The organism is Pyxidicoccus sp. MSG2 (genome assembly GCF_026626705.1).
In the GTDB taxonomy this organism is placed as follows: domain Bacteria; phylum Myxococcota; class Myxococcia; order Myxococcales; family Myxococcaceae; genus Myxococcus.
On record NZ_JAPNKC010000001.1, the window covers coordinates 6,992,982 to 7,011,805 of the forward strand.

The following is an 18,824-nucleotide window of genomic DNA, read 5'->3' on the forward strand; positions in this document are numbered from 1 at the left end:
AAAAGGACTCCCATCGTGAGCCCCACAACCTCCACGCACCGCCCCCGGGCGGTGCGGCGTACCCTTGTTGCCTTCGCGGGCCTGGCCCTCTTCTGGAGCCAGACGTCCCTGGGCGGTGGCGCGGCCGATGCCGGCGCGCCCACGCCCGTCACCGGCGGCTTCTCCATCCCCTTCGGCGTGGGCGTGGATGAGCTGAATGGCCGCGTGCTGGTGGCGGACACCGCCAACCGGCGCATCAAGTACACGGCCATCTCCACCCTCTCGGGCGGCAGCCCCACCTGGTCGGAGGTCGGCTTCGTGGCGGACCCCACCCAGGAGCAGGCCCTCAACCAGCCCCAGGGCGTGGCCGCCGACGCGCAGGGCAACCTCTACGCCCTGGACAGCATTGGCGGCGAGGTGGAGCTGTACCGGTGGAACGCCGCCACCTCCAGCTACACGTACGACGCGGCCTTCGCGTCCACCACGCGCAACACGGTGGCGGGAGTGAACATCACCCAGCCCAAGGACCTCGCCGTGGGGGCGCTGGGCAAGGTGTACCTGCTCGACTCGGGCAACAGCCGCATCCTCGTGGCGGACGGCCCGGACGACACGAGCTGGTCCGTCGCGCACTCGGACCCCACGTGGTTCGGCGCCAGCGGCTTCGACGTGGGCGCGGACGGCACGTTCTACGTGGCGGACACGGGCAACAACCAGATTGTGAAGGTTCCGCCGGTGGGCGCCACGCTGCGCTTCGGCTCCATGGGCTCGGGCACCTCGCAGTTCCGCAGCCCGCGTGACGTGGCCGTGGCGCCGGACGGGATGATGTGGGTGGCCGACACGCAGAACCACCGCGTCACCGTCTTCCGTCCGGACGGGAGCTTCGACTCCACGCTGGGCATTGCCCCGCTCTTCACCTCGCCGCAGAAGCTGGAGATTGACGGGCTGGGGCGCGTGTTCGTCATCGACTCGGACGCCGCGCGGCTCGTGGCCTTCCTGGGCTCGGGCGCGCCCATGCCCTTCGACCTGTACGCACGGGACTACCTGGGCGACACCGGCACGGAGCCCTCCTCCACCGCCATCACCCTGTCCTCGCCGGACATCCTCGTGCGCCACCGGCCGGACGTGAATCTGGCCACCGCGGCGCAGTTCGGCCTGGGCTACTACGCCTTCGAGCAGCCGCGCTACGGCACCAACAACTACGTCTATGTGATGGTGCGCAACCGCAACACCGCGCCGGCCACCAACTCCGCCGTGCGGCTGTACTGGGGGGACCCGGCGTCGCCGCTCGCGTTCCCCACGAACTGGAGCCTGGACGGCTTCTTCGAGAGCTTCTCCAGCGACACCGTCAACGCGCCCGCCAACGCGCTCGCCGTCCCCACCGTGCCCGGCTCCACGATGGCGGGCCACGGTGTCACCGTGGTGGGCCCCATCGTCTTCCGGCCGCCCGCCCCCGAGTCCGCGGCCGCGGCGGATGGCCGCTTCCTGCTCTCGGCCCGGGTGTCCAACCTCTATGACCGGCTGACGCCCGCCACGGGGCTGGACGAGGTGCGCAAGAACAACAACATCGCGCTGCGCCCCGTGCAGGTGACTCGCGGGCCCTTCCCCGACGGCGTCCAGGACACCCTCGTGCTCCGGGTGAACTTCTCGAACGTCACCGGCAGCGCGGACCAGGCCACCGTCACCGAGCGCATCGACGCGCTGACGCAGTGGATTTCCGAGGTCAGCTACAACCAGGCCACGCTGGTGCCCGTGTACAAGGAGCCCCTCGCCCTGGGTCGCCCCAGCACCGACTACTACTCGGGCAGCGTGACGCCGCTGGTGGAGCTGGCCACGGACTCGCTCAACGGGCTGCTGGCCATCGACTCTGGCGCGCTGGACGGCGCCACCTCGGACCCGTCGGATGACATCGACCGCGTCATCCTGGTGGTGAACGACCCGGCCTTCACGAACGACTGGGCCACCACGGGCCTCTGGCCGTACACCGTCGGCGGCAACACCCGCTACCTCTCCGTCTCCATCCAGGGGCCGTCGAACTCGCTGGCGCAGTACGCCCACGGCTATTCGCACCAGTTCGGCCTCGTGGACCTCTTCGCCCACGAGAACGTGGAGTTCCCCATCGCCGAGCCCGCCAACAAGTGGGACAACATGGCGCTGCCCTTCGAGGGCGCCCACCCGCTCGTGTGGTCCAAGCAGTACGCCGAGTGGGTGACGAGCAGCGGCGGGCAGATTTTCTTCATCCCCCGTCCGCCTGGGACTTCGCCTCGCACGGGCCAGCCGGCCATTCCCGTCAGCTTCCAGAGCTCGCTGGTTGCGGGGCAGTACGGCGCCATCGCCATTGGCCTGACGCCCGGCGTGACGTCCTTCGAGGACGAGACGAACTTCTACTGGGTGGAGGCGCGCACGCCGACGCTGGCGAACCGGGACCAGACGGTGCCGGGCAAGGGCGTGCTCGTGTACTCCGCCAACAAGGCGATTCCGCAGGGCCAGGTGCCCGTCGTCATCCGGGACCGCACGCCGGCCACCACGGTGGGTGACGCGGCACTGGGCGTGGGCGGCACGGACGCGCCTCCGGGCACGGGCATCAGCGTGCGCGTGGCGGCCGAGCGCCCGTCCAACGGCGGCTATGACGTCACCGTCGATTACACGCCCCCCGTCGACTACAACGTCCGCATCCGCGTGGGCGACCCGGTGTGGACCAGCCCGGACATCTGGGTGGACAACCAGGAGGACGGCGGCGGCTACAACACCACGCAGGTGGACGAGCAGCCCATTGGCGACCAGGACAACCGCATCTACGCCCGCGTCTACAACGACGGCCCGGCGGCCGCGTACGACACGGAGGTCCGCTTCCTGCTCTCCGCGCCGTACCACACGGTGGATGGCGTGGGCTCGTTCGACCTCTACAAGAGCGTCTTCATCCCGGTGATTCCCTCGGGCGAGTTCCGGGACATCTACGTGGTGTGGAAGCCCGTGGGCGCGGACGACCCGCACAACTGCGTGAAGGTGCAGCTGCGCCGGATGACGTCCGACACCAACGCCAACGACAACGAGGCCCAGCAGAACCTCCACGTGAAGCAGTCCAGCCACGCCAGCCCCTACGACGTGGTGGACTTCGGCTTCCAGTTCAAGAACGCCGGCGAGAAGGAGCAGCTCGTGTACTTCCGCTACGAGGGCGTGCCTGGCCACTGGAAGCAGGACTTCGGGCCGACGAAGGCCGTGGCGAAGCCGGGCGAGCTGCTGGAAGGGCACCTGAAGTTCCAGCCCGACGAGAAGGACAAGGACTGCGTCGCGCACGATGCCCACGTCACCGCGTGGACGCCGCGTGGGGACACGCTCGTGCGGATGGGTGGCGCCACCGTGCGCGTGCCGCTGCGTCGCCGCACCACCGTGGAAATCGAGACGGTGGAAGTGGTGAAGGTGAGCTGCAAGGAGTTCCCCGCGTATCACCTGGAGCCGGACAAGAAGACCAAGGTCTACTTCTACGACCCGAAGAAGCCGCCCGAGACGTGTGGCCTCATCCGCGTGAAGGGCTACACGAAGCCCGAGCGGCCCGGCCAGAAGTTCCTCCTGCGCTACACGGACGGCGCCGGCAACCCCGTCTACCAGACGGTGACGACCACCACCGGCGGCACGTTCGAGGACTACCGGCTCACCGTGGCAGGAGGAAAGTGGTCCGCCACGGCCATCTACCCGGGTGATGGGAAGTGCAGCGGCTCCACGCGGACGAAGGTGGAGCTCGAGGTCCCGCTCGACAGCAAGGGCGACCAGGACGGGGACGGGCTGCCGGACAAGAACGAGGTCCAGGGCGACGCGGACGGGGACGGCCTGCCCAACGTGCTCGACACGGACAGCGACAACGACGGCCTCCCGGACGGCAAGGAGCCGCCGGGTGACGACGACAAGGACGGCGTGGACAACGTCGTCGACAAGGACAACAAGGGCTAGGGCCGGAGCAGGGCGCCCCGGGTTCGATGTGAACCCGGGGCCGTCCACTCTCAGCCCACGCCCCAGAGCCGGCGTGCTTCCTCGGCGATGAGGTCCGGGAACTCCTCGGGGAAGAAGAGCTTCGCTCCCGGTATCCGCCGCACGCCTCGCGAGTTGGGGAGCGTGCGGTCCAGGTAGTCGGCGCTCGCCTGGGAGAAGATGGTGTCGCCGGTTCCCCAGAGGATTCGGGTCGGCACGGTGCAGCGCTTCAGTGCCGGCTCCAGGCCCGCCAGAGGGTTGGGCGCGAGCGCGACGGTGTACGCGTGCACCTGGTCCTTCCCGCGCGGAGAGCGGACGAGGGGCGCGAAGTAGTACTCGATGGCCTCGTCGGTGGGCTGGGTGGGATGGGTGTACGTCATCCCGCCGATGCCCGCCTCCGAGCGCGCCAGGGGCTTGTCGGCGAGCCACGGCGCGAGCCACTGGTCCACGTACGTCCCGGCGCGAGCCATCTCGATGACGGGAAGGACGGCGGGGGGAGGGCACTCGTTCTCCACGTCGCAGTTCGTCAGCAGCAGCGTCCGGACGCGCTCCGGGTAGCGGGTGACGAAGAGCTGCGCGACGGCGCCGCCGCTGTCATTGGCGACGAGGTCGACGGTGGAGATGGAGAGCGAGTCCAGCAGCGCCACGAGCATGTCGGCCTGCGCACCGGCCGCGACGCTCTGTCCTTCGGCGACCTCCGTGTAGCCGAGCCCCATGAAGTCGGGAGCGACGCAGCGGCGGTAGGGTGACAGGCGCTCGAGCGCGCCGCGCCACTGGAAGCCGTTGAGCGGAAAGCCGTGCAGGAACAAAGCGGCGTCGCCGGTGCCACGCTCGACGTAGGCGATGCGTCCGAAGCGCGTCTCGACGAAGCGACGTGAGGCGCGGAAGGCCGCGGCGTCCAGCGTCTCGCGCGTGCCTGGTGGGGTCTGACGTGGACCGCCGCCCGACGCGCATCCGGCGAGCGTCCCCACCGCGAGCGCTCCGGTCGCGATGAGGAGCTCCCTGCGATGCATCCGCGTCACCGGGCCGCGCTCCCGTTCCACGGAGGCCGTCTCGACTCCCTTCACCTCTGCCGCGAATGTCTTCGAACTCATGAGGTCTGCCCGTCCTGGATGGCTGGCTGTGCGCGGCGGAGGCCGCCGTGCGATGGCGGGCTTGTAGCGAGGCCGCCTCGGCGTCCACTTGGCGAAAATTGCGGTCGCGCCCGGCTGCCAGCGTCCCCGAGCGGCGGGGCGCCGGAAGCGTCACCTTCACGCGGGCGAGGCGCCTTCACGTCGCGCCTGCCGACCCGCTTCAGCAAAGACCTGTAAGCCAGTCCTCCTCGGAGAGGTCATCCGCCTCACTCCGAGGAAGGGTTCCCGGGCTGCCTGAAGGGGTCTAGGCTGCCGGCATGGGTCGCTCGCTGGGAGCTCCACCACCGCCCTTGGCCCCCGCACCTCGCCGCGAGCTGGCGCGCGACGGGCTGGTGCGCGTCTTCGACTACCGCTGCACCGCGCAGAAGGGGGCGCCGAGCGAGCCAGAGCAGTTCACCTCCGCCTCCATCGCGGTGGTGCGCTCGGGGGTGTTCAGCTTCCGGAGCGAGCACGGGCCCCAGCTGCTCACCACCGGCTTCGCGCTGCTGGCCAACCCGGGCCAGCAGTATGAAATCTCGCACGAGCACGCCGGAGGGGACCGCTGCCTCATCTTCCGCTTCGACGAGGCCACCCTCGAACGCTTGATGGGGCGCGGCTCGCGCGGCTCACCCCGGCGGTACTTCGCGAGGTCGGTGCTCCCGCCGCTGCCGCGAGTCGACGCGCTCCGGCACCTCGCCGAGCAGTGCCTTGCCTCGGGAGGCGCGACGTTGGGCCTGGAGGAGCTGGGACTCGCGCTCGCCGCCAACGTCTTCGAGCAACTGGGACGCGGGCCCGGGGCCGAGGTGACGCGTGACAGCCGGGCCGCGCGGGACAGCGTCCACGCCGCGCTCGCGGAGATTGAGCACGCCTCGGCGGACGAGCTGCGCCTGGGCGACCTGGCGCGGGTGGCGGGCCTGAGCCCGTACCACTTCCTCCGGGTGTTCAAGCGCGAGACGGGCGTGACGCCGCACCGCTACCTGATGCAGGTGCGGTTGCGGCGTGCGCTCGGGCTGCTGCGCGACACCTCCCGGCCGGTGACGGAGATTGCCTACGACGTGGGCTTCGGAGACCTCTCGAACTTCATCAACACCTTCCGCCGCGAGGTGGGCTGCTCGCCGGCGCGCTTCCGCAAGACGACGCCGGAGGACTGGGTGCGCGGCGTGGCGGAGAGCGTTTCCCGGACGGCACGCGTCTGACGCGCGGGAGGTGGCTCATGCCTCGTTGGCTCATCGTCGTGGCCTCGCTGGGAATGGGGCCCCTGAGGAGCAGGAGGCCCCGGTGCCCCAGGAGCCCGAGTCGCGGACCGTGCAGACGGAGCGTGGCGACGTGGAGTGCCACGACGGCTGGGAGTGCAGCTGCGTGAAGCACGTGACCCGCGAGGCCTGTGTGAAGAACAAGCCTCCGTGTTTCTGGCACGAGGAGAAGTGCCAGCCTCCCTACGAGTAATCGCCATGTGACCTCCAAGATTCCCTGACTCCGTGAGGATGTCAGAGGTATGGTGCAAGCTGGACACATGAGCGACAAGACGCGAACGGAAGTCGCATACGAAGCGCTGGAACGCCTCCCGCCGAACGTGGTTGGGGAGATCATCGACGGAGAGCTGTACGTGAGGCCTCACCCCGGTACGGTCCATGTACGGGCAGCAGGCCAGGTGGCGAGGGCACTGGGACCATTTGATGAGGAACCGGAGCAGGAGGGACCCGGTGGATGGTTCCTGTTGCCCAAGACTGAATTGCACCTCGGCGGTGATGTGTTGGTGCCCGACCTCGTGGGGTGGCGGCGTGAGCGCATGCCGGAGATACCGGATGTCGTCGGTGTGGAGCTCGCCCCCGACTGGCTCTGCGAGGTGTTGTCTCCCTCCACGGAGAACCTGGACCGGACCCTGAAGATGGCGGTGTATGCGAGAGAAGGCGTGAAGCACCTCTGGCTCGTGGACCCGAGCCCCCAGACGCTGGAGGTCTACCGGCTGGAGGGCGGAAGCTGGCTCCTCCTCGGTACGCACGCCGGCAGTGGCCCGGTCCGGGCCGAACCCTTCGAGGCCATCCCCGTCGACCTGGCCGCGCTCTGGGAACGCTGACTCACACCACGCCGGGGTGCAGGAAGCCATGAATCGCCTGCACCACCACGGAGCCCTCGCCCACGCTCGAAGCCACGCGCTTCACCGAGCCCGAGCGCACGTCCCCCACCGCGTAGATGCCCGGCCGTGACGTCGCATACGGTGACGCGAGCGCCCGGCCCTGCGAATCCTGCCCCGTGCGGACGAAGCCCTTGCCGTCCAGCTCCAGGCAGCCGTTGAGCCAATCCGTGTTCGGCTCGGCGCCAATCATCACGAAGATGTTGCCGATGCGGCGCGTGGTGGCCTCTTCCGTGGGCCGGTGCACCCACGTCACCTCCTCCAGGAACCGCCTCCCCGCGAGCCGCGTGATTTCCGTGCGCGTGTGCAGCTCGATGCGTCCCGTGGACTGGATGCGCTGGACCAGGTAGTCGGACATCGTCGCCGCGAGCCCCCCACTTCGCACGAGCAGGTGGACCTTCGACACCGTGCGCGACAGGAAGACGGCGGCCTGTCCGGCGGAATTGCCGCCGCCCACGACGATGATTTCCTCGCCGTGGCACAGGTTCGACTCCATGGCCGTCGCCGCATAGTGGACGCCCTGTCCCTCGAAGCGTGCGAGGTCGGGCACGTCCAGCTTCCGGTAGCGCGCCCCGGTGGCGATGACCACCGTGCGCGCGGACACCATGCGGCCGTCTTCCAGGCACAGCCGGTAGGGCATGCTCTTGCAATCGATGCCGGTGACGGAGCGGGAGACGATGAGCCGCGCGCCGAACTTCCGAGCCTGGACCTGCGCCCTGCCCGCGAGCGCCTGGCCGGAGATGCCGGTGGGAAAGCCGAGGTAGTTCTCTATCTTCGAGCTGGTTCCCGCCTGCCCCCCGGGCGCCAGGGCCTCGACGACGACGGTCTCCAGCCCTTCCGACGCCGCGTAGACGGCGGTCGCGAGTCCCGCGGGGCCGGCGCCGACCACGACGACGTCATGGACATGCTCGGGGTCGACGGCCTCGCTGAAGCCCAGGTCATCCGCCAGCGCGGCGTTCGACGGATTGCGGAAGACGTTCCTCCCCGGGGCGATGACGACGGGGAGCTGGGCGGGAGTCAGCTCGAAGCACTTCAGGAAGCCGCTCGCGCCCGGGTCGACGTCGATGTCGAGCAGCTTGTGGGGATAGCCGTTGCGGGTCAGGAAGCTCTGCAGCCGGAGCGTGTCGGCGCCATGGCCGGAGCCGATGAGCACCACCCCGGCCTGGGCATGGCGGATGAGGCCGACGCGGCGCAGGATGAACGCGCGCATGATGATTTCGCCGATGTCGGACTCGGTGCTGACCAGCCGGCGGAAGTCGTGCGGCTTGACGCGGACCACCCGGCTGTCGCCGCGAGTGCGGCCGCTCACGAGAATCTGGTGGTCGGTGAAGAGGTCCAGCTCGCCGGTGAACTGCTGCTCGCCCTGGACGGCGAAGACGTGGGGGTTGCCCTCGGGGTCCAGGTCGAAGAGTTCGACGGCGCCTTCGACCATGAAGAAGAAGTCGACGTTCCGGTCGCCCCGGCTGAAGAGGAGCGTGCCGCCGGTCAGCCGCTCCTCGGTGCCGTAGGTGGCAACGCGCTCCGCCATCTCGGGGCTGAGGCGCGGGAAGGTCTGCGCTTCACGGGCATAGGGGTCGGAGGGGTCCAACCCGGACTCGGCGGTGACGGGCAGTGCGTCCATGCCTCGAACGTGGGAAGGCCCCAGGGGCGTCGCAATGAATCCCCGGAGGCCAGGCGTGGGGGCGTCGACACTTTGCCCGTGGAGCGGGCGGCCGGGCCGGCGCCGGCTCGCACCCTTCGGCGCCGTTTCGTGATTGAAAGCAGGGTGGGAGTCCGGGGCCGCGCCGGGCCTCCTTCTTCCCTCATGGAGCGTCGTCACCATGCCGCACCCGGATACCTCTCCAGCTCCGACGAAGCGCCTCGCGCTGCTCCTCCTGCTGTGCGCGCCGTGGCTCGGCGGCTGCCTCTTCGCGGGCTCTCGTCACGAGGGCCCGGTGACGGACCACTTCGACGGCGAGCAGTTCCACAACCTGGAGCCCGTGCGCCGGCTCGGCCCGGGTGACGTGCTGGAGGCGCTGCGCAAGGAGCCCCGGGGCGAGTGGCGCGACTACGATGACCTCTCCCCCGGCAAGCCGCCGCCCCAGCGCGTGGGGCCGGGGCAGTTGCGCGTCACGTTCATCAACCACGCCACGGTGCTGCTCCAGGCGGACGGGCTGAACGTGCTGACGGACCCCATCTACTCGGACCGTCCCAGCCCGCTGTCCTTCCTGGGCCCGCACCGGGTGCGCCCGCCGGGCATCCGCTTCGAGGACCTGCCGCCCATCGACGTGGTGCTGGTGAGCCACAACCACTACGACCACATGGACCTGCCGACGCTGCGGCGCCTGGAGCAGGCGCACAAGCCGCGCTTCATCGTGGGCCTGGGCAACAAGGCACTGCTGGACGGCGAGGGCTTCGAGCGGGTGGAGGAATTGGACTGGTGGCAGTCCACGCAGGTGGCGCCGGGGCACACGGTGACGGCGGTGCCGGCGCAGCACCGCTCCAACCGCGGGCTGACGGACACGTCGGCGACGCTGTGGGCGGGCTACGTCCTCTCCACCTCGGGAGGGCCGGTGCTCTTCGCGGGAGACACGGGCTACGGCCCGCAGTTCGCGATGATGGCCGAGCGCTTCGGGCCCATGCGGCTGTCGGTGCTGCCCATTGGCGCCTACCGGCCCACCGCCTTCCGGCCGGTGCACATGGGCCCGAGGGAAGCGCTCCAGGCGCACAAGGTGCTGCGCTCGGCCACGTCGGTGGCCATGCACTACGGCACCTTCGCGCTGGCGCTGGATGGCCAGGACGAGGCGAAGTACCTCCTGCTGCGACTGGTGGCACGCGAGCCCGTGCGCCCGCGCTTCTGGGCCCTGGGCTTCGGCGAGGGCCGCGACGTGCCCCCGCTGGAGCCGGCGCCCGCTCGCCGGGACTGACGGCTCAGCGGTTGAAGGGGAACTCCTGAATCCAGTTGAAGCCGCGGTTGACGAGCAGGTGCTTGGACTCGTCCACCTTCTTGAGGCGGACGTCGATGGGCGCGCCCTGGAAGGTGCCCTGGAAGACGAAGTGCTCCGCGTCCGGCTGTGAGTACGCGAGCACCGTCTTCTTCTGCGTGTCTCCGGTGCCTTCGGTGATGGTGACGGTCGACTTCGACGGGTCGTGCTCCATGCGGAGGCGCTGCGCGCGGTCATCCATCGTCCGGACGGTGAACCGGTTGTAGCGACCGATGGCCAGGTAGCGCCATCGGAGCGGGTCCCCCAGCAGCGGCGGCAGCACCTGCCCGTCGCGGGTGAAGGACTCGACTTCATAGAGGCCGTAGAGCGCGGGCCTGGGCGCGAAGTCGCTGGACGTCATGATGCGGCTCGTCCCCGACTCCCATTGGGACCAGCCCACGGCGGCGAGGAAGAGCACCTTCACGGCGAGGAAGCCTCGCGCCTCCCGCGGCGAGAGCTGGAAGGGCATGCCCAGCGCCCGGGGCTCCGTGGCGCGGTTGAGGAGGAGGACTCCGAGGAGCCGCTGGACGTCGGGCAGCAGCAGGAAGAGCGCCATCAACACCAGGTGGGAGGAGTAGATCTTGACCGGGACGTCATAGAAGAAGTTGAGCGCCACCACGTTGACCATGACGGCGGTGACGACCAGCGCTCCCAGCGTGGTGGTGCGGCGGAAGAACAGAAGGAGGCCGCCGAGCATCTCCGCGCCGCCGGTGAAGAGGTTGTAGCCCTTCGAGTACCCCATGAAGGTCCACAGCAGTCCCATGGGGGAGAACTCACCCAGCGGCTCCACCAGCCGCTCGGGGAACGGAAATTGGAACTGCGACTTGAGGACCTTGGCCATGCCGTAGGACAGCATGGTGGTGGCCAGTACGTAGCGGACGAAGACGCGCAGCACGTCGTGGGCCTTCAAGTACTGGGTGCGGCGCCGGTCGACGACGGACCAGACTGCGGCCACCAGCACGCCGACGGCGAGGAACACGAGCACCTGGACGTAGTTGTACGTGGTGTCGCCGCTGCCGTTGGTGAAGACGGTGATGTCCGTGCCCAGGCTCAGCACGTGTTTGCCCACCCAGGGCACGACGGCCTGCCAGACGTCGCTGAAGGCCTCGCTGAGGAACTCCATGCCCGGGAGGGAGTCCACCGGGCCCGGGAGCGAGTAGAGGAACAGGTACGTGAAGGCGAAGCGGAAGGCGATGCGCCTCGCCAGGCCCCAGGCTCGCGGAGCGGAGGCGCCCGGCTCGGGAGCAGAGGAGCCGGGAGCGAGCGGCTCGGGGACGGGAGCAAGGGGCGAGGCGGTGGTCATGGCGGGCCGAAAGCCTACCCAAGGAGGAGAGGGCGCCCAAAACCACCCTCCATTCCGCAACCATGTCAGCGGTACTCCGGGTGCTGATGGAACCCGATGGCGTCTATGCGCGCCGGTGCGCTGCGTCACTCCTGCCGGGACGTGTCGATGACAGGCCAGAGCTCGCCCAGCTTGAGCTCGAGGGCGTCGAAGGGCGCGGCGCGGATGACGTCGTCTTCGCCGTACACGCCCAACTCCACCCAGTGGCCTTCCCTCAGCTCGCTGATGGAGAGCGTCCGGGCTTCCAAGTCGATGAACCACAGGTGACGGATGCCGATGCGCGCGTAGAACGGTCGCTTGATGCGCTGGTCATAGGCGCGCGTCGAAGGAGAGAGGACCTCGCAGGCCCAGTCGGGAACCAGCGTCCACCAGCCGTCGGGAATGCCACGGGGAGCACGCTCCCTTCTCCAGCCCGCGAGGTCCGGGACGAACTCCGGGGCATCTGGCAGACGGATGCCGGGCTCTACCTGGATCCACCATCCACCCGGGCCGTTCCGGCTACTCTGGAATGGCCCCCGGAGCCCACTGCACAGGGCTCCAATGATGTCTCCATGCCCGGCCCGCGGCCGAGGGTGTACGTATAGCGTCCCATCGATGATTTCCCCCACCACGCCCTCCGGCAGGGCCTCGATGTCGGCGAGAGTTGCGGGACCATCCTGCTTTCGCGCGCCGTAGGCCATGCTCGAAGTGTGGGCATATCAGCCGCGTCTGACAAGCGGCGCCCCACCCGCCAGGTCGTCTACAGCTTCATCCGCTTGAACATCGTCTCCGGAATCGTGCGGATGATGAGCATGATGAGCGCCCAGATGCCGGGCACGTAGACCTCGTTCTTGCGCGCATCCGCGGCGCTCAAGAGCCCCCGCGCCACCTTGTCCGGCGAGGCGAACAGCTTGTTCTTCGGCAGGTGCGCCGTCATCGGTGTGTCCACGAAGCCGGGCTTCACCGTGACGACGGCCACTCCCGACTTCGCCAGCCGGTTGCGCAGGCCCTGGAGGAACACGTTGAGCGCGCCCTTGGACGCGCCGTACACGTAGTTGCTCTGCCGGCCGCGGTCTCCGGCCACCGACGAAATCACCACCAGCGTCCCGGCCTTCTGCGCCTCGAAGCGGTTGGCCAGCACCGTCAGCAGCGACACCGCGCTCAGGAAGTTGGTGCGCAGCACCGCCTCCGTGGCCGCCCAGGACTTCTGCGCCTCCGCCTGGTCTCCCAGCACGCCGTGCGCCAGCACCACCCCGTCCAACCCGCCCAGCGCCGAGTACGCCGCGTCCACCAGCGGCTCGTGCGCGTCGAAGTCATTCAAATCCACCGCGCGCGACTCCACCTTCGCCGCGCCGCGCGTGGTGGCGTCCTGCGCCACCGCCTCCAGGTTCGCCGCGTTGCGGCCGACGAGGTACAGCGAGGCACCGCGCGCGGCCAACAGCCGCACCGTCGCCTGGGCAATGGCGCTGGTGGCGCCGAGGACGAGCACTTTCTTCATGGGGTCCGCAATCTCGGAGAAGACATCAGCGAATCGCAAGCAGGGACTGGGGCCGGGTGGCCGCCGGGCCGCGCTCGGACTCCAGGGAGAAGGGCAGGGTCACGGGGTTCACCCGCCGCCAGAACGACGAGGAGAAGGCCGGGTCCAGGTAGCGGGAGAACTCGTCGCGCCGGGGGAAGTACGCCGCGAAGCTCTCGGGACTCATGCGCGCGTCCTTCGCCGGGTACACCGCGCCGCCCGCCTCGCGCGTCAGCTTGTCCAACTCCTCCACCAGCCGCCACGTCTTCTCCCCGCGGTTGGCGAAGTCCATGGCCAGCGTCACGCCCTGGCGCGGGAAGGACATCCACCCCGGAGAGGGAATGTCGCCGAACGTCTTCAGCACGGAGAGGAAGCTGGGCAGTCCGCCGCGTGAGCTGCGCTCCAGGATTTCCTTCAGCGCGTCGCGCGCGGTGGCGTACGGCACCACGCACTGGAACTGGAGGAAGCCCCGCTTCCCGTAGATGCGGTTCCATCCGTAGATGGCGTCCAGCGGGTAGAAGAACGGGTCGTAGTGCGTCAGCTGCGCCTTCGGCTTGCCGTTCTGCCGGTGGTAGTAGAGCCAGTTGAACGCCGACACCGACAGCCGGTTGAGGCAGAAGGCCGGCATGTCCATGGGCACCGCCAGCCCCACGCCGTGGGACAGGTGGCTCTTCTTCAAGGGCAGCCCGTCGAACTGCGGCGGCGCGAAGTTGCCCCGGTACAGAAGCCCCCGCCCCACCTTCTTCCCCCGGGCCAGGCAGTCCACCCAGGCCATGGTGAACTCATGGTCGGCCTCGGACGCGCGGGCCACTTCGATGAACCCGTCCAGGTTCTCGAAGGGCACGGTCTCCTGCAGGATGTACGGGTTGCTGATGGGCTTGAGCTGCACCTCCGCCCAGGTGACGAGCCCGGTGAGCCCCAGGCCGCCAATCGTCGCGCCGTACCAGTCCGGATTCTCATCCGGCGCGCACACGCGGCGGCTGCCATCCGAGCGCACCAGTTCGAAGCGCCGCACGTACCGGCCGAAGGTGCCACCCCGGTGGTGGTTCTTCCCGTGCACGTCGTTGGCGATGGCGCCGCCCACCGTCACGAACTTGGTGCCCGGCGTCACCGGCAGGAACCAGCCGCGCGGGGCCGCCAACCGCAGCAGCGTGTCCAGCGTGACGCCCGCCTCGCAGCGCACCACGCCCGTGCCCGCGTCGAAGGAGATGAGCTTGTCCAGCCCGCCGGTGAGCAGCAGCGTGCCGCCCTCGTTGAGGCACGAGTCGCCGTAGCTGCGGCCCAGGCCGTGCGGCAGCAGCGAGCCGTCGGCCCGCGGCAGCGCGTCCGTGCGCCACACCAGCGGGTGCGTCCGCTGTTCCACCCGGGGATAGCGCCCCCAGGACTCCAGAGCCTTCATCGCGTCGGTCCTCTCACCGGGCGACCCATAGCACCACGGCTGCGGCCAGCCCCACCACGTAGCTCACCCGGTCCCTCAGCGCGAAGACGAGCGGGTCCTCGTTCACCAGCCCGCGGTGCGCCAGCACCCACACCCGTCCCACCCAGTACAGCATGATGGGGCACAGCAGCCAGAGCCACTCGTGGTGCGAGTACAGCGCCGTCACCTCCTTGGAGGTGATGTAGAGCGCCAGCACCAGCACGGACACCTGGCCGGCCGCCGCGCCCAGGCTGGCGAGCTGCTCGTAGTCCTGCGCCAGGTAGCCGCGCCCGTGCGCCGACGTCTCGTTGGCCTGCCGCAGCCGGCGCACCTCGCTCAGGCGCTTCACCAGCGCCAGCGAGAGGAAGAGGAACATGCTGAACATCATCAGCCAGCTCGACGTGGGCACGCCCACCGCCAGCGCGCCGCCGAAAATCCGCACCGTGTACAGGCCCGCGAGCACCAGCACGTCCAGCATCACCACCTGCTTCAGCCGCAGCGAGTACGCCAGCGTCAGCGCGTAGTACGTGGCGAGCAGCGCGGAGAAGGCCGGAGGCAGGAGCAGGCACACCGCCGCGCCGGCCAATAGCAGCGTGGGTGCCAGGACCACGCCGGTGCTCACCGGCAGCGCGCACGCCGCGAAGGGGCGCTTGCACTTCGTCGGGTGCCGCCGGTCCGACTCCAGGTCCAGCATGTCGTTGAGCACGTACACGCTGGAGGCGCACAGGCTGAAGGCGACGAAGCCGAGCACCGCCTTGAGCAGCAGGCCGGGCTCCATCACCTTGTGGGCGGCCAGCACCGGCACGAAGACGAGCGCGTTCTTCGCCCACTGGTGCACGCGCAGCGCCTTCACCCAGACGCGCGGGCCCACGCGGGGGCGCTCGAAGACGCGGTGCACCTCGCGGCCCAGCCCGCGCGCCTGCTTCAGCACCCCGGCCGGAGCGTGCACCACCACCACCCGGTGCGACTCGCGCCACAGGGGCAGGTCCACCCCGTCATTGCCCGCGTAGTCGAAGGTGCCCAGCGTCTGCTTCAGCCGCGCCAGCTTGCGCGCGCCGGACAGGTTCACCGTCCCGTCGCTCGCGTACACGTCGGAGAAGAGGCCCAGGTGCGCGGCCACGCCGTCGGCGATGCGCTGGTCCGCCGCGGTGGCCAGCACCAGCCGGCGGCCGCGCGCCTTCTCCTCGTGCAGGAAGGCCAGCAGCTCCTCGTTGTACGGCAGGCGCGACGCGTCCAGCGCCGCCCGCCGGGCCACCTCCGCCTTGAAGAAGGCCTTGCCCTTGAGCACCCACAGCGGCATCAGCAGCAGCAGCCAGGGCGCCTGCTTGAAGAGGGCCAGCAGGTTCTCGTGCAGCGTGTCCGTGCGCACCAGCGTCCCGTCGAGGTCGACGGCGAGCGGCACGTCCGGAAGGTCGGCGGGGAGCGGTTTTTCGGGAAGCATCGGAAGAAGGCGCACGCTAGCGCAGCGGGAGGACATGCCTCCAGGAGGGCAGGGGTATGGGCCCCCCAGGCGCCGGCTGCCCGCTCAGTCCGGTCGGGCCAGCAGCAGTGTCTGCAGGGGGAGGTGGCGGATGGGGCGGCTCTGGACGATGCGGAAACCCGCGTCGTCGAGGAAGCCCTCCACCTCCGCGGGCGTATAGGCCGCCGCGCCGGACGTCAGGAAGTAGTGCAGGCCAATCAGCGGCGCGGAGCTGGCCGGGTCGTCGATGTCCTCGCGCAGGTACTCCAGGACGGCGAGCGTGCCCTTGGAGCCCAGCGCGCCACGCACCCGGCGCAGCAGGGCCACGTTCTGCGCGGGCGACAGGTGGTGCATCACCTGGAAGAGCAGCACCGCGTCGTACGGGCCGCCCAACTCCGCGGAGAGGATGTCCCCCTCGCGGTGGGTGACGAGGTGGCTCAGCCCCGCCGAGGTGATGATGTCCCGGCCCACGCGCGCGCTGCCCTCGAGGTCCAGCACCGTGGCCTTCAGCCCCCGGTGGCGCAGGCACAACTCCGCCGCGTACCAGCCGTGCGCGCCGCCCAAGTCGAGCAGGCTCTTCGCCCCACGGGGCAGGGGAATGGCCGCGGCGACTTCCGGGGCCGCCAGCCGCGCCAATTGGTGCATGGCGTGGATGTAGTCCCGCCAGCGCGGGTCCTCCGGTGCGAACTGGTGGATGTCCACCGCCTGGCCGGAGCGCACCACGCCCTCCAGCCCCGTCCACCAGTCCCACTGGGCGTAGTTGAACTCCAGGAAGGCGCCCACGTACTTCGGCGAGTGCGGGTCCAACCAGCGCTTCGCCCGGGGGGCCAGCCGGTAGCGGCCGCCGCGCTGGCGCTCCACCGCCTCGCAGGCCACCAGCGCCTCCAGCAGCGTGCGCGTGCCCTCGGGCGACATCTTCAGCCGCTCCGCCAGCGCCTCCGCCGACGCGGGTCCTTCCGCCAGCGCCGCGTACACACCCAGCCGCACGCCCGCCATCAGCGTGCGGGACGCCATCATCCCGAAGAAGGCATGCGCCAGCGGCTGGGGGGCCAGGTTGAACCAGTCCGCCACGCGCTCCAGCAGGTTGTCCGCCTTGAGCCCCAGCCGCATGCGCGTCCTCTATCGCCTCTTCCGCCGGGGCGCGGCCACCGCGGCCAGCCCCACAATCAGCAGGGCCGCCTCCGGGCCCAGCAGGCAGCCCGCGCGGTCCGCCTGCCGCACGCCCGTGTAGCGGCACCGGCCTTCCTGACAGGTGAAGCGGGCCGCGCAGTCCCCGCTCCTGCGGCACGTGAGGGGCAGTTGGCCATCCTCGCCCTCGGGGTTGTCCCGGTCCGGGCCGCCCTCGCCCACGGAGGCGTCGGGCAGGGGGATGTAGATGCCGCCGGCATCTTCGGACCCCGCGTCAGCGGCGTCCTGCGCCAGGGCCGCGATGGGCAGCATGAGGGGGAGGCAGGCCAGCAGGCCCACCATCCGGGAGCGGAGGGGATGACGGGTGGGAGACATCACGGGGCAGCCACCCTAACGCTCCGGCGGGACGGATGCATCCTCCACGGAAAACGGGGCCGGACAGCAGGCGGATTGTCTGACCCTTCCCCCCGCATCTGGTACGGTACGCCCCGCGATGGCACCCCGAATTCTCGTCGTCGACGACAACCAGGAACTCCTGTCCCTCCTCACCCAGCTCTTCGAGGACGCGGGCTATGAGGTTGTCGGAGCCAACCGCGGAAAGCAGGCCATCGAGGTGGCCAAGGCGAACCCGCCGGCGGCCGCCGTGCTCGACATCCTGCTGCCGGACATGATGGGGTACCACCTCGCGGACTCGCTGCGGAAGGACAACCCCCAGCTCCCGCTCCTCTTCATCACCGGCGTCTTCAAGGGCGGCAAGCACGCCGTGGAGTCGCGCACGAAGTACCAGGCCGCCGGCTACTTCGAGAAGCCCTTCGAGGCCCAGAAGCTCCTGGAGGCCATGACGAAGGTCCTCCCCGCGGAGAAGAAGGCCCCGGCCGCCTCGCTCCAGGACGCCTTCGAGGTGGAGCTGGACATCGACGTGGAGGACGAAGGTCCTCAGGACGTGATGGAGCTGACCGGCCGCATCAAGGTGACGGGCGGCGGCAACATCACCGCCGAAATCCGCGGCGCCAACCTCACCGCCAGCCCCATGCAGAAGGTGCCGGCCACCCAGGTGCGCCCGCCCACCCCGGGCCGGCCGCCGGACCCGGTGCCCGTGGGCGGTGGCGCTCCCGGCAGCCGCCGTGGCGAGCTGAAGGACAACCTGCCCTCGCTGCTCACCGCCTTCTACCTGTCGCGCGAGACGGGCGAGCTGGGCATCCAGAAGGGGAAGGTGAAGAAGGTCGTCTACTTCGAGAAGGGCACCCCGGTGTTCGCCCTCTCCAACCTCCTGGCGGACCGCTTCGGCCAGTTCCTCGTGCGCGTGGGTAAAATCAAGCCCGAGCAGCTCCAGGACGCGTCCGCGGTGGCCGGGCAGACGAACCGCCGCACCGGCGACGTGCTGGTGGAGCGCGGCCTGCTCAAGGACACCGAGCGGCTGTACTACGTGGGCCAGCAGGTGAAGGCCGTCATCTACTCGCTCTTCGCGTGGGATGAGGGCACGTACGTGATGAGCTTCAAGGAGAAGGCCTCCTCGGAGTCCATCAAGCTGGACGTCCACCCGGCCAACCTCATCGTCCGGGGCATCAAGAAGCTCTACAAGCCGGAGCGCCTGCGCCGCCTGTTGCAGCCGGAGGACCGGCTCATCCCCGCCGTGGCCCCGGCCTACCAGCTCAACGAGGTGGAGCTGGAGCGGTGGGAGGCGGAGCTTTTGCCGAAGATTGACGGCAACCGCACCGTGGCGGAGCTGCTGGCCTTCGCCAACCGCCCCGAGCACGTCGTCTACGGCTTCCTGGTGGCGATGATGTCGCTGGGCATCCTGGACAAGCGCTCGTAGCGCCCTCTCCAGCCCG

The 18,824-nt window shown here is 69.7% G+C and carries 15 protein-coding genes; 6 read left to right on the forward strand and 9 right to left on the reverse strand.

Annotated elements, in window-relative coordinates:
* Positions 1-15 precede the first annotated feature (15 nt).
* Entirely contained in the window at positions 16-3,924 is a 3,909-nt protein-coding gene (locus tag OV427_RS27585) for an NHL repeat-containing protein (RefSeq protein ID WP_267859167.1), read from the forward strand.
* A gap of 50 nt (positions 3,925-3,974) precedes the next feature.
* Here the strand turns inward: OV427_RS27585 and OV427_RS27590 are convergent, their stop codons facing one another.
* Positions 3,975-5,036, reverse strand: coding sequence for an alpha/beta fold hydrolase (locus tag OV427_RS27590; RefSeq protein ID WP_267859168.1), 1,062 nt, complete (start codon positions 5,034-5,036; stop codon positions 3,975-3,977).
* Positions 5,037-5,365: 329 nt separating this feature from the next.
* Between OV427_RS27590 and OV427_RS27595 the strand changes: the two genes are divergently transcribed.
* The 3 genes from OV427_RS27595 (at position 5,366) to OV427_RS27605 (ending at position 7,131) form a co-directional block, all read left to right on the forward strand.
* The gene (locus OV427_RS27595; RefSeq protein WP_267859169.1) at positions 5,366-6,250 is read left to right on the forward strand and encodes a helix-turn-helix transcriptional regulator; all 885 of its coding nucleotides are present in this window, start codon (positions 5,366-5,368) and stop codon (positions 6,248-6,250) included.
* A gap of 82 nt (positions 6,251-6,332) precedes the next feature.
* Positions 6,333-6,500: a hypothetical protein gene (locus tag OV427_RS27600; protein WP_267859170.1), complete on the forward strand. Its 168-nt coding sequence runs from the start codon at positions 6,333-6,335 to the stop codon at positions 6,498-6,500.
* A gap of 67 nt (positions 6,501-6,567) precedes the next feature.
* On the forward strand, positions 6,568-7,131 hold the full coding sequence (locus OV427_RS27605) for a Uma2 family endonuclease (protein WP_267859171.1): 564 nt from the start codon (positions 6,568-6,570) through the stop codon (positions 7,129-7,131).
* A gap of 1 nt (position 7,132) precedes the next feature.
* Here the strand turns inward: OV427_RS27605 and OV427_RS27610 are convergent, their stop codons facing one another.
* Positions 7,133-8,809, reverse strand: coding sequence for an FAD-dependent oxidoreductase (locus OV427_RS27610; RefSeq protein WP_267859172.1), 1,677 nt, complete (start codon positions 8,807-8,809; stop codon positions 7,133-7,135).
* Between the two features lie 199 nt (positions 8,810-9,008).
* Between OV427_RS27610 and OV427_RS27615 the strand changes: the two genes are divergently transcribed.
* Positions 9,009-10,094 carry an MBL fold metallo-hydrolase gene (locus OV427_RS27615; protein WP_267859173.1) on the forward strand — a complete coding sequence of 362 codons (1,086 nt, stop codon included), beginning with the start codon at positions 9,009-9,011 and terminating at the stop codon, positions 10,092-10,094.
* A gap of 4 nt (positions 10,095-10,098) precedes the next feature.
* On the opposite strand, the gene OV427_RS27620 is transcribed toward OV427_RS27615, so the two are convergent.
* The 7 genes from OV427_RS27620 to OV427_RS27650 all read right to left on the reverse strand — a co-directional run bounded on the left by OV427_RS27620 (position 10,099) and on the right by OV427_RS27650 (position 17,367).
* On the reverse strand, positions 10,099-11,454 hold the full coding sequence (locus tag OV427_RS27620; RefSeq protein ID WP_267859174.1) for a hypothetical protein: 1,356 nt from the start codon (positions 11,452-11,454) through the stop codon (positions 10,099-10,101).
* Between the two features lie 125 nt (positions 11,455-11,579).
* The gene (locus OV427_RS27625; RefSeq protein ID WP_267859175.1) at positions 11,580-12,173 is read right to left on the reverse strand and encodes a Uma2 family endonuclease; all 594 of its coding nucleotides are present in this window, start codon (positions 12,171-12,173) and stop codon (positions 11,580-11,582) included.
* Between the two features lie 59 nt (positions 12,174-12,232).
* Complete coding sequence (locus OV427_RS27630) at positions 12,233-12,970, reverse strand: SDR family oxidoreductase (protein ID WP_267859176.1); 738 nt, start codon at positions 12,968-12,970, stop codon at positions 12,233-12,235.
* Positions 12,971-12,995: 25 nt separating this feature from the next.
* Positions 12,996-14,387: an FAD-binding oxidoreductase gene (locus OV427_RS27635; RefSeq protein ID WP_267859177.1), complete on the reverse strand. Its 1,392-nt coding sequence runs from the start codon at positions 14,385-14,387 to the stop codon at positions 12,996-12,998.
* A 13-nt stretch (positions 14,388-14,400) separates the two neighbouring features.
* Positions 14,401-15,846 (reverse strand): UbiA family prenyltransferase, encoded by a 1,446-nt coding sequence (locus OV427_RS27640; protein ID WP_267859178.1) that lies wholly within the window; start codon positions 15,844-15,846, stop codon positions 14,401-14,403.
* A gap of 84 nt (positions 15,847-15,930) precedes the next feature.
* A complete protein-coding gene (locus tag OV427_RS27645) occupies positions 15,931-16,974 on the reverse strand; it encodes a methyltransferase (protein WP_267859179.1) in 1,044 nt (347 codons plus the stop codon).
* 9 nt (positions 16,975-16,983) lie between these two features.
* Positions 16,984-17,367, reverse strand: a complete 384-nt coding sequence (locus OV427_RS27650; RefSeq protein ID WP_267859180.1) for an MXAN_6627.5 family MYXO-CTERM protein — start codon at positions 17,365-17,367, stop codon at positions 16,984-16,986.
* 118 nt (positions 17,368-17,485) lie between these two features.
* Between OV427_RS27650 and OV427_RS27655 the strand changes: the two genes are divergently transcribed.
* A complete protein-coding gene (locus tag OV427_RS27655; RefSeq protein WP_267859181.1) occupies positions 17,486-18,808 on the forward strand; it encodes a response regulator in 1,323 nt (440 codons plus the stop codon).
* Positions 18,809-18,824: the final 16 nt, after the last annotated feature.